We start from the raw sequence: 13547 nt of genomic DNA, 5'->3' as shown, positions 1-13547 counted from the left end.
CCTTTCATTTAGGCGGGAACAGCTCCAACTGTTCATGCGCGCCCCGCAAGTCTCGCAACCTCACCCCTACCCCTAGCAAGCGAACCGGCTTGCCGCCACGGGCGAACGCCTGCCCCAGCAATTGCCGATAACTCTCCAGGTCCCGGCCGGCCCCGGCCTGCTCCATGGTGGTCTGGCTGAAGTCATGGAACTTGACCTTGACGAACGGTTTGTCTGGCCGGTAACTGCTGTCCATTCGGGCGATGCGTTCGTTCAGGCTATCCAGCAGCTCTGGCAGCCGCGCCAGGCAACTGGCCAGGTCTGGCAGGTCGGTGTCGTAGGTGTTTTCCACACTCACCGACTGGCGTCGGCTGTCGTTATGCACCGCACGCTCATCGATCCCCCGTGCCAGCCCCCACAACCGCTCGCCAAAACTGCCGAACTCACGCACCAATGCCAGCCGTGACCACTCACGCAAATGCAGGCAGGTTTCGATGCCCAGCCGCGTCAGTTTGTCGGCCGTCACCTTACCCACCCCATGCAACCTGGCCACCGGCAAGGCTGCAACGAACGCTTCCACTTCATTTGGGGTAATCACGAACAGCCCATTGGGTTTGCGCCAGTCACTGGCGATCTTGGCCAGAAACTTGTTAGGCGCCACGCCAGCCGACACGGTGATATGCAGGGTACGGGCAACACGCCGGCGAATATCCTCGGCAATGCGTGTGGCGCTGCCCGAATACCACTGGCTGTCGCTGACATCCAGATAGGCTTCGTCCAGGGACAAAGGCTCGATGAGCTCTGTGTAGTCGCGAAAGATCGTGTGGATTTCCCGCGAGGCCTCACGGTAGGCCTCGAAGCGCGGCTTGACGATCAACAGATCGGGGCAAAGCTTCAGCGCATGCCGCGATGACATGGCCGAGCGCACACCATAGGCACGCGCTTCATAGTTGCAGGTGGCGATTACCCCGCGATGGTCGGGCGAGCCCCCCACCGCCATGGGGCGACCGGCCAGGCGCGGGTCGTCACGCATCTCGATCGCAGCGTAGAAACAATCGCAGTCGACGTGGATGATCTTGCGCAAGGACATGGACGACCGTCAGCACTGTAAATTCATACAGATAGTATCGCATGCACCCTGCTCTGAAACAGCTCACCTGCTTTGCTACACGATAATCGGCCTGAAAGCCCCGCCGTGACTGAGCTGTACACTGTTATGGAGCGCTAAGGGTTTGAACAAAAAAGGTTTTTCCAAAACAATTGCTTGACATCAGTGCGTAAATCCGTAGAATTCGATCTCACAGGCGCGGGATGGAGCAGCCTGGTAGCTCGTCGGGCTCATAACCCGAAGGTCGTCGGTTCAAATCCGGCTCCCGCAACCAGATTCGAGAAAAGGCCACTGTTAACGCAGTGGCCTTTTTCTTTGCCCGTAAAAAAGCCTTTTCGAAAAAACCTCGAAAAATCAAAGCCTAGCGCTTGACATATTAACTACACGCTGTAGAATCCGCCCCAATGACGCGGGATGGAGCAGCCTGGTAGCTCGTCGGGCTCATAACCCGAAGGTCGTCGGTTCAAATCCGGCTCCCGCAACCAGATTCAAGAAAAGGCCACTGTTAACACAGTGGCCTTTTTCTTTGTCTGCAGATAAGCATTTTCGAAAAAACTTCGACAAATCAAAGCCTAGCGCTTGACATAAAAACCACACAGTGTAGAATCCGCCCCACTGACGCGGGATGGAGCAGCCTGGTAGCTCGTCGGGCTCATAACCCGAAGGTCGTCGGTTCAAATCCGGCTCCCGCAACCATATTCGTCAGAACAAACCCCGCCTGTGTAAAAGCAGCGCGGGGTTTGTTGCTTTATACCTCCCTGACTTTCGTCGCCTCGATTTTCCCTCCCCTCATGCCAACCCGCAGGCGTGAGATGTCGTGTCCAGGATGAACTATCTTTAACCCTGCCAAGCCGCTGCAAACGCCTGAGGCCGGAGTAACATTGGATACGTTTTCCAAAGGGACTTTCACTTGGCCGCACCTTTCCTTCACCTCGCGCTGCATGCCCGGGGCAACTCATGACTTCGCACAATCCCGAACCTCCGGTGCCACTCGCTACGGCGCTACCCGGTGCGGTGCAGCGCCTGCCCCTACTCGAACGCCTGAGTCGCTACCGCCAGCCCATAGGCCTGATGGTGACCCTGCTACTGTTCACGATGGCCTTGATTGCCTGCCGTCACCTGCTGAGCGAGCTGGACATCTATGCCTTGCACGATGCCATGCTCAGCGTGCCGACCCAGTCATTGCTGGGCGCCTTGCTGGCAACGGTGATCGGCTTTGTGATCCTGCTGGGCTACGAGTGGTCGGCCAGCCGCTATGCGGGCGTGAAACTGCCAGCACGCAGCTTGGCACTGGGCGGCTTCAGCGCCTTTGCCATCGGCAACGCCATCGGCCTGTCGATGCTCTCTGGCGGCTCGGTTCGCTATCGCCTGTACGCACGGCAAGGGCTTGGTGCTGGCGAAGTCGCACGCATGACCGTGTTTGCCAGCCTGTCACTGGGCTGCGCGCTGCCGCCCCTGGCCGCCTTGGCGACATTGAGCAACCTGCCGGCGGCCTCGACAGCGCTGGGGTTGGCGCCCGGCCTGCTGGCAGCTGTTGCCAGCGCCGTGCTGGTGGTGTCTGTCTTACTGGTAATTGGCTTGTACCGCCGACGCCTGGCCGAGCAACCGGCGGCCAATAACCTGCTCGTTCAACTGGGGCGGCGCACACTTCGCCTGCCGGATGCACGCCTGGCGGCCCTGCAATTGCTGATTACCGCGCTGGATGTGGCGGCGGCTGCCACCGTGCTCTACCTGTTGCTGCCCGAAGCCCCTCCTTTCGGCGCGTTCGTGCTGGTGTACCTGCTGGCCTTGGCTGCGGGCGTGCTCAGCCACGTACCGGGCGGCGTCGGGGTGTTCGAAGCGATCCTGCTGGCGGCCTTTGCCGACCAGCTCGGTGCCGCACCGCTGGCGGCAGCCTTGCTGCTGTACCGGCTGATCTATGTGGTACTGCCACTGCTGCTGGCCTGCGTGTTGCTGCTGGCCAATGAAGCCCGACGCCTGCTGTTTGCGCAACAGGCCATCAAGGCCGCTTCTGGTCTGGCCGCACCGATCCTGTCGATCCTGGTGTTCCTGTCCGGCGTGGTGCTGCTGTTTTCCGGTGCCACGCCCGAGATAGATACGCGCCTGGAGCATATGGGCTTCCTGGTGCCACACCGGCTGATCGATGCCTCTCATTTCGGCGCCAGCCTGATCGGTGTGCTCTGCCTGCTGCTGGCCCAAGGCCTGCGCCGGCGCCTGTCCGCCGCCTGGCTACTGACCACCGTGCTGTTGCTGGTCGGCGCCCTGCTGTCGCTGTTGAAGGGCTTTGACTGGGAAGAGGCTTGCCTGCTGACCTTTACCGCCGCCCTGCTCGCGCTGTTCCGCCGCTCGTTCTATCGCCCCAGCCGACTGCTGGAGCTGCCCTTCTCGCCGGTGTTCCTGGTGGCCAGCGCCTGTACGGTGGGCGCATCAGTGTGGCTTCTGCTGTTCGCCTACCAGGATGTGCCTTACAGCCATCAGCTGTGGTGGCAGTTCACCCTCGATGCCGATGCGCCACGGGGCCTGCGCGCCGCCATGGGCAGTGCCTTGCTGCTGGCTGCCGTGGCACTGACGTGGCTGCTGCGTACAGCGCCGCCCGTGATCCACCTGCCTGACGAAGAAGAGTTGCAACGCGCCAACCGTATCCTGCAGGCCTCCGACCAGCCCGACGGTGGCCTGGCGCTGACTGGCGACAAGGCGTTGCTGTTCCACCCGCGTGATAACGCGTTCCTCATGTATGCCCGGCGCGGCCGCAGCCTGGTGGCGTTGTACGACCCGATAGGCCCGGCCCAGGAACGCGCCGAGATGATCTGGCAGTTCCGCGACCTGTGCGACCTGCACCACGCACGCCCCGTGTTCTATCAGGTGCGCGCAGAGAACCTGCCGTTCTACATGGACATCGGCCTGACCGCATTGAAGCTCGGTGAAGAAGCCCGGGTCGACTTGCGCCGCTTCGACCTTGAAGCCAAAGGCAAGGAGATGAAAGACCTGCGCTACACCTGGAACCGCGGCGGACGCGATGGCCTGAGCCTGGAGATCCATGAGCCCGGCCACGCCCCGCTGGCTGAGCTGAAGGAAATTTCCGACGCCTGGCTCGGCGGCAAGAACGTGCGCGAGAAAGGCTTCTCGCTGGGGCGCTTCAGCCCAGACTACCTGCAGCACTTCCGCATAGCCCTGATTCGCTTCCAGGGCCGCCCGGTAGCCTTCGCCAACCTGCTGGAAACCCATGGAAACGAGCTGGCCAGCCTCGACCTGATGCGTGCGCACCCCGAAGCGCCAAAGCTGACCATGGAATTCATGATGATCGGCTTGATCCTGCATTACAAAAGCCATGACTACGGGCGTTTCAGCCTGGGCATGGTACCGCTTTCCGGCCTGCAACCAAGGCGCGGCGCCCCCTTGACCCAACGCTTGGGTTCGCTGGTGTTCCGCCGTGGTGAACAGCTTTACAACTTCCAGGGGCTTCGACGCTTCAAGGACAAGTTCCAGCCGGACTGGGAACCCCGCTACATGGCCGTGCCAGCCGGGCTCGACCCGCTGGTGGCACTGGCCGACACCGCCGCCCTGATTGCAGGCGGCCTGACTGGATTGGTGAAACGCTGATGACCCGACGCTTTTGGTTGTACCTGCTGGTTCCCCTGCTGCTGGCCGCCCTGGGTGGTGCGCTGGCCTTCTGGCTGTGGACGCGCCCGGCCCCCGAGGCGCGCCTGGAACAGTTGAGCATCAATGACACCAGCATCACCCGTGTTACCCCTGGCGTGCACCCCAAGGCCCGGGTGGCCATCGGCGTGCCACAAGACCAGGCACTGACGGGCAAGCAATTGCTCGACCTGAGCCAGGCCGGTGAAGCCCAGCTGGTGCAGGTGATTCTGCCGCCTGGCGACTGCAGCAAGCAGCAACAGGCCATGGACCAGGCGCTGAACCAACTGCAGGAAAAACCGACCTTGGTCGCCGGTATCGGTCCCGGTGCCGCCCAGGCCTGGCGCTGGCTGGCCAGCCAGAACGATGACAAGGCGCGGGCCATTTCCGTGGGCTTCACCCTCGAACAGCCTGACTGCCAGGCACCGCTGCCCAAATCGGCTGCCCATGGCCACTGGAACGTCGCCTGGAACGACAACCCGGATGACGCCAGCGCCGCCTTCGTGCGCGACCAGGCCAACGCCGAAACCAGCATCAGCGACTACGACATCCACTTGCCACAAGTGCTCAAGGCGCAACTGACCCAAGCCCTGGTCGGCCGCGACGGTAACGCACTGGCCATCCCGGTGGTCGAAGTGCCGGCCGGGCAAACCACAGACACGGTTACCTTGTTCCTCTCTGGTGATGGCGGCTGGCGCGATCTGGACCGCGACGTGGCCGGGGAAATGGCCAAGCTGGGTTACCCGGTGGTGGGCATCGACACGCTGCGCTACTACTGGCAGCACAAGACCCCGGAACAAAGCGCCGCCGACCTTTCCGAGCTGATGCATCACTACCGGCAGAAGTGGGGTACCAAGCGCTTCGTGTTGACCGGGTATTCGTTCGGCGCCGACGTGCTGCCGGCGATCTACAACCGCCTGCCCGTCGAGGACCAGCAGCGTATCGATGCGGTGATGCTGCTAGCCTTTGCGCGCAGTGGCAGCTTCGAGATCGAGGTCGAGGGCTGGCTGGGCAAGGAAGGCCAGGAAGCGCCAACCGGGCCGGAAATGGCCAAGCTGCCGGCGTCCAAGGTCGTGTGCGTATATGGCGTCGAGGAAACCGACGAGAGCGGTTGCACGGAAAAGACGGCAGTAGGTGAGCGCCTGAAACTGCCTGGCGGGCACCACTTCGACGAGAACTACCCGGCACTCGCCAAGCGGTTGATTGGCGAGATCGAAACGCGCCAAGGCAAGTCCAGCGTAGCTGAGCAGAACTGACAAGGCTCAGGGCCGCTCTGCGGCCCTGAGCCTGCTGTATAAACCCATTCAGATCTCGACCTGGGTCCCCAGCTCGATCACCCGGTTCAACGGCAGGTTGAAGAAGCGCAAGTTGCCGTTGGCATTCTTCAGCAAGAACGCGAACAGGTTGCCCCGCCAGCGCGACATCCCCTCCAGCCGTGACGCGATCACCGTCTCGCGGCTGAGGAAGTAAGTGGTGCGCATGGGCGTGAAGTCCAGGCCATCCAGATGACACAGCTTCAACGCGGCAGGCACGTCCGGCTCATCCATGAACCCAAAGTGCAGCAACACCCGGAAGAATCCGTCGCCATAGGCTTCCACCTCGAAACGCTCATGTTCCGGTACCCGGGGCCGGTCCTCGCTGACCACAGTCAGCAGCACCACCTGGCTGTGCAGCACCTGGTTGTGCAACATGTTGTGCAACAGCGCATGCGGCACGGCATCGGAGCGTGCAGTCAGAAACACCGCCGTACCCTCGACCCGGTGCGGTGGCTGAATGCGGATGCTGCTGATGAACAATGGCAATGGCAGCGCCCCTTCATCGATGCGCTCGACCAGAATCTGCTTGCCGCGCTTCCAGGTGCTCATCAGCAGGAACAACACACCACCGGCCAACACCGGGAAGGCACCGCCCTGAGCGATTTTCGGCACGTTGGCGGCGAAGAACAGCCCGTCGACAAGCAGGAAGCCGACCAGAATCGGCACTGCGAGCAGCGGCGGCCACTTCCACAGCAGCAGCATCACCGCTGACACCAGGACGGTGGTGATCAGCATGGTACCGGTCACCGCAACCCCGTAGGCAGCCGCCAGGGCGCCTGACGACTCGAAACCGATGACCAGCAACACCACGCCCACCATCAGCGTCCAGTTCACCGCACCAATGTAGATCTGCCCCTGCTCGTCGCTTGAAGTGTGCTGAATGTGCATACGCGGAATATAGCCCAACTGGATGGCCTGGCGTGTCAAGGAGAAGGCCCCGGAAATCACCGCCTGCGAGGCGATAACCGTGGCCATGGTGGCCAGCCCGACCAAGGGCAGCAGCGCCCAGCCCGGCGCCAGCAGGTAGAACGGGTTGCGCGCGGCCTCCGGGTTTTGCAGCAGCAATGCACCCTGGCCAAAGTAATTGAGCACCAGCGCCGGGAGCACCAGGATGAACCAGGCCCGGGCAATCGGCTTGCGGCCAAAGTGCCCCATGTCGGCGTACAGCGCCTCGGCCCCCGTCAGCGCCAGCACGACCGCGCCGAGAATGGCCACGCCGATGCCAGGGTGCACCACGAAGAAATTGACTGCCCAGACCGGGCTGAACGCCTTGAGTACTTCCGGGCTTTGCGAGATGCCATGCACACCCAGCGCGCCCAGCGCCAGGAACCAGGTAACCATGATAGGACCAAACAGCTTGCCGATTTTCTCGGTGCCGTGCCGCTGTACCAGGAACAATGCCACCAGCACCACCAGCGAAATTGGCACCACCCAGTGGTCGATACCGTCGAAGGCCAGGCCCACGCCCTCCACCGCCGACAGCACCGACACCGCCGGGGTGATCATGCTGTCGCCATAGAACAGCGAAGCGCCGATCAAGCCACAGATCACCATCAGTGTGCGCAGCCGCGGGTACGCCGCCGTGGCCCGCCGCGCCAGTGCGGTCAGCGCCATGGTGCCGCCCTCCCCCTGGTTATCGGCGCGCAAGATGAACATCACGTACTTGAACGAAACCACCCACAGCAGCGACCACAGGATCAGCGAGAGGATCCCCAGCACGCCATCATGGTTGACCGACACCCCGTAGCCGCCGGTAAAGACTTCCTTGAGGGTATACAACGGGCTGGTGCCGATATCGCCATAAACCACCCCGACCGCCGCCACCAGCAGGCCCACCGCCCGCGATGCCCCCTGCTTCCCCTCGTGCCCGCTCTCAGCGTGACTGCTTGCCTGAACCATCGACCACTCCCGCAAACGGCCATCACGGCCCTTGGTAATCAGTCTGCCACCAGGCCCTGGAAGGTACCCCGGTACAACGGCGCGAAGCATAGCGCAGCGTTCGTCGTATTTCTGCTGGTCAAGCGCCCTTGCGCTCGCTAGAATTGCGCACTTTTTGATCAGAGGCGCCAAAAGCGCCCGTCAAGTTCGCCCCCGATTCCGGCCGGGCGACCTGCATTCAATACCGAGGTTAGTCATGTCCACCACGCCCGCCACCCCCAAGGTAGGTTTCGTAAGCCTGGGTTGCCCAAAAGCCCTGGTCGACTCCGAGCGCATCCTCACCCAGCTGCGCATGGAAGGCTATGAAGTCGTACCCACCTACGAGGACGCCGACGTGGTGGTGGTCAACACCTGCGGCTTCATCGACAGCGCCAAGGCCGAATCGCTGGAAGTGATCGGCGAAGCGATCAAGGAAAACGGCAAGGTGATCGTCACCGGCTGCATGGGCGTCGAAGAAGGCAGCATCCGTGACGTGCACCCAAGCGTGCTGTCGGTCACTGGCCCGCAGCAGTACGAGCAGGTAGTCAACGCCGTTCACGAAGTGGTACCGCCGCGTCAGGACCACAACCCGCTGATCGACCTGGTGCCGCCACAGGGCGTCAAGCTGACCCCGCGCCACTATGCCTACCTGAAGATCTCCGAAGGCTGCAACCACAGCTGCAGCTTCTGCATCATCCCGTCGATGCGCGGCAAGCTGGTCAGCCGCCCGGTGGGTGAAGTACTGAGCGAGGCCGAGCGCCTGGTCAAGGCCGGAGTCAAGGAAATCCTGGTGATTTCCCAGGACACCAGCGCCTACGGCGTCGACGTCAAGTACAAGACCGACTTCTGGAACGGCCGCCCGGTCAAGACCCGCATGCTCGAGCTGTGCGAAGCACTGAGCAGCCTGGGCGCCTGGGTACGCCTGCACTATGTGTACCCTTACCCGAACGTTGACGACGTGATCCCGCTGATGGCTGCCGGCAAGATCCTGCCGTACCTGGACATCCCGTTCCAGCACGCCAGCCCGAAAGTGCTCAAGTCGATGAAGCGCCCGGCCTTCGAAGACCGCACCCTGGCACGCATCAAGAACTGGCGCGAGCAATGCCCTGAGCTGGTGATCCGCTCCACCTTCATCGTCGGCTTCCCGGGCGAGACCGAGGAAGACTTCCAGTACCTGCTGGACTGGCTGACCGAAGCCCAGCTCGACCGCGTGGGCTGCTTCCAGTACTCGCCGGTAGAAGGCGCCCCGGCCAACGACCTGGGCCTGGAAGAAGTACCGGACGACGTCAAGCAAGAGCGCTGGGACCGCTTCATGGCCCACCAGCAGGCCATCAGTGCTGCCCGCCTGCAATTGCGCATCGGCAAGGAAATCGACGTGCTGATCGACGAAGTCGAAGAACAAGGTTCGGTTGGCCGCAGCTTCTTCGATGCACCGGAAATCGACGGCAGCGTGTTCATCGATGGCGACCATGGTTTCAAGCCAGGCGACAAAGTGCGTTGCCGTGTGGTGGATGCCGACGAATACGACCTGTGGGCTGAACCCATCTAAAACGGCTGAAGCCTGCAAAGCCCCTGCCCCGGCGTTCTCCATAGAGAATGACCGGCGCAGGGGCTTTTTTGTCAGAACGTGTGGAACAGCATCAGGCCGCCCTCGGCATCCGGGCTGGCATCCGAGAAGCCTTTGACTGCATAGAGTTGGACTTTCCACTGCTGGTTGAGCTTGTGGGTGAGGAACAGGGTAAGCTCCTTGATCTGCGCCCCGGTCGAGACCACTTTCTGCCGCCAATCGTAGGAGGCGCCGGCCGAAGTACCGACCGCCACCGGCAGGGCAAAGCCGAGACTGGCAAATACCGGGTCATCGAAGTCGCTATCGGGCGGGTCACCGAACTTCTTCCAACCCAGTGTCGCGAAACCGGTGACCGGGCCAAAGCCCTTGGCTATGTCGACCTGGGTGGTGTAGTCGTACTGGCCGGTGCCCAGGCACTGGTCTTCATCAGCGGTAGGGAATTTGACCTTGCCGATCAGGTCCAGCATCAGGCCGCCGTCACTACCATCGAGCAGTGCATAGGCGACGCTGGCAACCGTGTCACCCAACCCGCTTTCCACGTCTCGGCAACCACCGGGCAAGGGGTCACCATTGGGGCCGACTTCGGGGTTGGTGATACGCAACCAAGGCACGGTAACCTTGTAGGTCATGGGGCCGCTCTCATACTTGCCGACTACCGGCACATACCAGATTTCCGAAGTGGTGCCGGTACCATAGTCGCCACTTGAATAATCCATGCCAATGGCGGCACTGAAGGTATCGGCCAGCGCCGACACGCAGGTGCACGAGAGCAAACAGGCGAAAAGAGGGAGCGTGGGTCTCATTTGCAACTCAGTACTCTTTCGGGAAGCATGGCCAGACTTACCCAGCCTAGTTGGCTAACGCCCGGATCGCTCTGGATGCTCGACTTTTTCCACCGTCTCTGCCTTTTCCGGCCTCTCCACCTTTTCAACTTTCTCTGGTAACTCCACCTTTTCGACCCGTTCAGGCTTTTCTACTTTTTCTACTTTCTCGGGCTTCTCGACTTTCTCGACTTTCTCGACTTTCTCGACCTTCTCGACTTTCTCGACTTTCTCGACCTTCTCGACTTTCTCGACCTTCTCGACCTTCTCGACTTTCTCGACCTTCTCGACCTTCTCGGGCTTCTCGGGCTTCTCGACCTTGTCTACTTTTTCGACCTTTCCGGTGTTTTCGACTTCGACCTTCTCAACCCGATCGGAGCTTCCACTGTTGCTGCGCGTCGATTGCTCCAATGCGTCGAGGTGTACCGACTTTCCCGACTTTTCACCGCTGCCATGGTCACTGGAGCCGTCAACGGCACTGCGCCCACTGTGATCATCGCTGTTTTCATCGCGATCGCTGGCCCCATCGCTTGCGCCATGACCGCTGCTGGAGCCGCCGGAGCTGCTTCCGTCATGCTCACCACCGTGCCCCGACTGGCTTCTGTCAGGATTGTCGACAAGGTCGTCCTGGAATTCCACGCGGGTTGCCCGCAGCTCGTGAGTTCCATTGAGCACCCCGCTCACCCGCACACGTTGATCAAGCGCCAACGCCGCTGGCTGCCGACCGACAATTACGGTGCCCTGCCCCAATGTCACATTGAGACCTGCAACCACCAACTGCCGAGCTTGTGTGCGCTGTACCAGCCCTTCAACCACCGCCTGCTGTACACGACCAGCAAAAGGCAGGCTCGGGTCTGGACGGGTTTGCGCCACTTCAAGCTGGCGCCCGGTCCACTGGCCGCGCACCAGCACCTCACGTGCAGGCGCCACACGGGTACCCAACTTCAACCCCTGAAGGCTGCCAGTGCGATCAACCGCGCCGATGGCGCTGGCCTCCCTCAACCCCGGTGCCCGTTCGATACGGGTCGCCACGACTTCTCCCCGGGCATCGCGCAGGCCGCTGACCCTCACGGGCTCACCCGGGCGCAACCCTTCAGCTACCCGCGCGCCAGCGGCCAGCCGCACGGGTTGCCCCATGACCCGCAGCGGGGCCGAGGCATTGGGCAGCGCCGTCAACGGCCCTTCGAAGACGTTGAGGATCGAAATGCGCCCCGCTTGCAGGCCGCGCTGGGTGGCGAATGCCTCCACCGCCACCACCTGCCCGATCGCCAGGTGACCACTGCTGGCAGGCGCACCGTTTTCACTCACCGGTACGTCCTTGCCATAGTGCACTTCCATGCCATTGACGCAGATCGAGGCGAAGCCGGTGATGGTACCGACGATGCCTGTACCCCCAGTACCACCCGGGCGCAGGATCGGCGTACCGGTACCACCTCCCCCCCCGTGGCGCTGATCAAAGTAGGTGCCGTCCACACCCTCCGCCACCGCGCCCGTGCCGCCTGTACCACCCGGGCGTTGCTGGACTGGGGCACCGGTGCCACCGACGCCGCCATTTTCATTGCGCACACCGGTGCCGCCTATGCCACCGGGAAACTGCAGGCCTGCGGCACCGGCCATACCCATCTCGTCACGGCTGACACACACCGGCGCTGCGGCCACCTCGGCCGGGGCCATCAGGTTCCACCCGAAAACCAGGGCAAACATGACAGCACTGAGGTAGCGCACAAGAAGTGTCATGGGCCAGGTGTCTTTGACGGATCCGAATCGGTAGCTTCAGTGTAGAAATAAAGCCCGACAGTGATGCGCTGACGTTGTTCGATACCGGGCTCATCAGCACTCTCCAACGCTGCTGCAAGCCGGCTGAAGGCAAGTAGTGTCTGCATGCCATCCTTGGCCACCACATCTCGCAAATGCTCGACGCTGGCCGGGCTCAAGGCATCGTAGTGCACGCTACGCTCAAAAAATGGCGGGCCTTCGCCGCTGAGGTTGTGCACCGCCGCACAGGCATGGTCATGCAGGTTGTGGCCGAAGTACGCAGCCTTTTCATCAAAACCCTTCTGTGGCACGAATGCATGGGCTTCCAGGTGCACGCAATCCTGCTCATCGAGCCGCACGACGCCCAGGCGCAACCATTCGTCCAGCACCACCCGGCCGCGAATATCGGTGCTGACCTTGGCGACCAGGGCGTCGAATGAGCAATCGCCACCCACACTGGCTAGCCGCGCAAGCGCCCTCGCCTGGCCGGGTGCCGAGCAGAATGGTGGGGTGTTGGTCCATACATTGACCAACTGTGCACCTAGCGTGATGTTATCCGGCAGGGCCGCAATTGCAGTGTCACCCTCATTACGCAGCCGCCGGACATCTTTACGATGTACGCCGGTAAGCAGGCTGATGCGGCTATCGGTTGGCGCGGTGTCGTTCAGGCGAAACTCGCGATGGGCCACATCGACGAACACCTCCTTGAGCAGGTCGGTGAACATCGTGTAGGTAACCCCTTTGCGCAGCATCAGGCGCACCAGCGGGCGCATCACACGCCGCAGCGCACTCAGCATCGACGGGGGTAAGACAGGCGATTGCATCGAGGGCATTCCTTGACAGAGGCACCCAGTATAAGACGCGGGAATTAATCCCACGCAAACCGCAATCATATCCCGGCATGGACGAGGAAAAAGCTGTCAGCACTCATTGGAAATGACGTGATAAAGGCAAGACAGGCCAGAACCTGCTCATACAAAACCCGTCCGCTGGGTTTTGTATGGGCCACCTCGGGTCAGCGCCAATCAGCTTCTGCTGTTGTCATCCCCGGCCTCGCCGCCGGCATGAACACCGTGGTCATCACCCGGTTCGCCACCCACATGGTTGCCGTGATCGTCACCAGGTTCACCACCAACATGATTGCCGTGATCATCGCCAGGCTCACCGCCGACATGATTACCATGATCATCCCCGGGTTCCCCACCCGCGTGATTGCCATGATCGTCACCCGCTTCAGCATGGTTACTGCTGCGCCCAGCGTTCGAATTACCGTCGTGGCCACTGCCGCTGTTGCCGGCATGGCCACCACCGTCACCGCCGCTGCCGTGGCCACCACTTCCGCTTCCGCCACCATGGCCACCGCCGCCACCACTTCCACCACCACCGTGGCCACCGCCACCGCCGCTTCCACCGCCACCGTGGCCACCGCCGCCGCCACTTCCACCGCC

General features: G+C 62.1%; 9 protein-coding genes and 3 tRNA genes. 6 read left to right on the top strand and 6 right to left on the bottom strand.

All coding sequences use genetic code 11. The features are described from left to right. Positions 1 to 4 precede the first annotated feature (4 nt). A complete protein-coding gene (gene dinB / locus N5D53_RS19190; protein ID WP_162497235.1) occupies positions 5 to 1063 on the bottom strand; it encodes a DNA polymerase IV in 1059 nt (352 codons plus the stop codon). A gap of 221 nt (positions 1064 to 1284) precedes the next feature. Here dinB and N5D53_RS19185 point away from each other — a divergent pair. The 5 genes from N5D53_RS19185 (at position 1285) to N5D53_RS19165 (ending at position 5979) form a co-directional block, all read left to right on the top strand. After that, positions 1285 to 1361, top strand: a tRNA-Met gene (locus tag N5D53_RS19185). 134 nt (positions 1362 to 1495) lie between these two features. Further along, positions 1496 to 1572 (top strand) — tRNA-Met (locus N5D53_RS19180). Positions 1573 to 1706: 134 nt separating this feature from the next. Beyond that, positions 1707 to 1783: transfer RNA gene (locus N5D53_RS19175), tRNA-Met, on the top strand. 261 nt (positions 1784 to 2044) lie between these two features. Continuing rightward, positions 2045 to 4687 (top strand): bifunctional lysylphosphatidylglycerol flippase/synthetase MprF, encoded by a 2643-nt coding sequence (mprF, locus tag N5D53_RS19170; protein WP_266024454.1) that lies wholly within the window; start codon positions 2045 to 2047, stop codon positions 4685 to 4687. Further along, positions 4687 to 5979 carry an AcvB/VirJ family lysyl-phosphatidylglycerol hydrolase gene (locus N5D53_RS19165; protein WP_064492882.1) on the top strand — a complete coding sequence of 431 codons (1293 nt, stop codon included), beginning with the start codon at positions 4687 to 4689 and terminating at the stop codon, positions 5977 to 5979. Before mprF ends, N5D53_RS19165 begins: the two co-directional genes overlap by 1 nt. A 48-nt stretch (positions 5980 to 6027) precedes the next feature. Here the strand turns inward: N5D53_RS19165 and N5D53_RS19160 are convergent, their stop codons facing one another. Then, the gene (locus N5D53_RS19160) at positions 6028 to 7938 is read right to left on the bottom strand and encodes a potassium transporter Kup (protein ID WP_104960962.1); all 1911 of its coding nucleotides are present in this window, start codon (positions 7936 to 7938) and stop codon (positions 6028 to 6030) included. A gap of 235 nt (positions 7939 to 8173) precedes the next feature. Between N5D53_RS19160 and rimO the strand changes: the two genes are divergently transcribed. Continuing rightward, positions 8174 to 9505 carry a 30S ribosomal protein S12 methylthiotransferase RimO gene (gene rimO / locus N5D53_RS19155; protein WP_064492880.1) on the top strand — a complete coding sequence of 444 codons (1332 nt, stop codon included), beginning with the start codon at positions 8174 to 8176 and terminating at the stop codon, positions 9503 to 9505. 71 nt (positions 9506 to 9576) lie between these two features. Here the strand turns inward: rimO and N5D53_RS19150 are convergent, their stop codons facing one another. The 4 genes from N5D53_RS19150 to N5D53_RS19135 form a co-directional block, all read right to left on the bottom strand. Next, entirely contained in the window at positions 9577 to 10326 is a 750-nt protein-coding gene (locus N5D53_RS19150) for a hypothetical protein (protein ID WP_104886574.1), read from the bottom strand. Positions 10327 to 10380: 54 nt separating this feature from the next. Beyond that, a complete protein-coding gene (locus N5D53_RS19145; protein WP_190869635.1) occupies positions 10381 to 12081 on the bottom strand; it encodes a DUF5666 domain-containing protein in 1701 nt (566 codons plus the stop codon). Beyond that, on the bottom strand, positions 12078 to 12923 hold the full coding sequence (locus tag N5D53_RS19140; protein WP_003254799.1) for a DUF6502 family protein: 846 nt from the start codon (positions 12921 to 12923) through the stop codon (positions 12078 to 12080). The genes N5D53_RS19145 and N5D53_RS19140 overlap by 4 nt, the downstream gene beginning before the upstream one ends. A 191-nt stretch (positions 12924 to 13114) precedes the next feature. Continuing rightward, the coding region (locus N5D53_RS19135; protein ID WP_347881667.1) for a hypothetical protein at positions 13115 to 13547 on the bottom strand (433 nt) is incomplete at its 5' end.

This window comes from Pseudomonas sp. GD03862 (assembly GCF_029840855.1).
Classification (GTDB): Bacteria; Pseudomonadota; Gammaproteobacteria; order Pseudomonadales; family Pseudomonadaceae; genus Aquipseudomonas; species Aquipseudomonas alloputida.
This window is presented reverse-complemented; position numbering and strand designations above follow the sequence as displayed.

What these genes read in the sequence shown, in the direction of transcription:
- N5D53_RS19150 (WP_104886574.1), bottom strand. Translation starts at nt 10,326, where the DNA reads ATGAGACCCACGCTCCCTCTTTTCGCCTGTTTGCTCTCGTGCACCTGC.
- N5D53_RS19160 (WP_104960962.1), bottom strand. Translation starts at nt 7,938, where the DNA reads ATGGTTCAGGCAAGCAGTCACGCTGAGAGCGGGCACGAGGGGAAGCAG.
- N5D53_RS19165 (WP_064492882.1), top strand. Translation starts at nt 4,687, where the DNA reads ATGACCCGACGCTTTTGGTTGTACCTGCTGGTTCCCCTGCTGCTGGCC.
- N5D53_RS19140 (WP_003254799.1), bottom strand. Translation starts at nt 12,923, where the DNA reads ATGCAATCGCCTGTCTTACCCCCGTCGATGCTGAGTGCGCTGCGGCGT.
- rimO (WP_064492880.1), top strand. Translation starts at nt 8,174, where the DNA reads ATGTCCACCACGCCCGCCACCCCCAAGGTAGGTTTCGTAAGCCTGGGT.
- mprF (WP_266024454.1), top strand. Translation starts at nt 2,045, where the DNA reads ATGACTTCGCACAATCCCGAACCTCCGGTGCCACTCGCTACGGCGCTA.
- N5D53_RS19145 (WP_190869635.1), bottom strand. Translation starts at nt 12,081, where the DNA reads ATGACACTTCTTGTGCGCTACCTCAGTGCTGTCATGTTTGCCCTGGTT.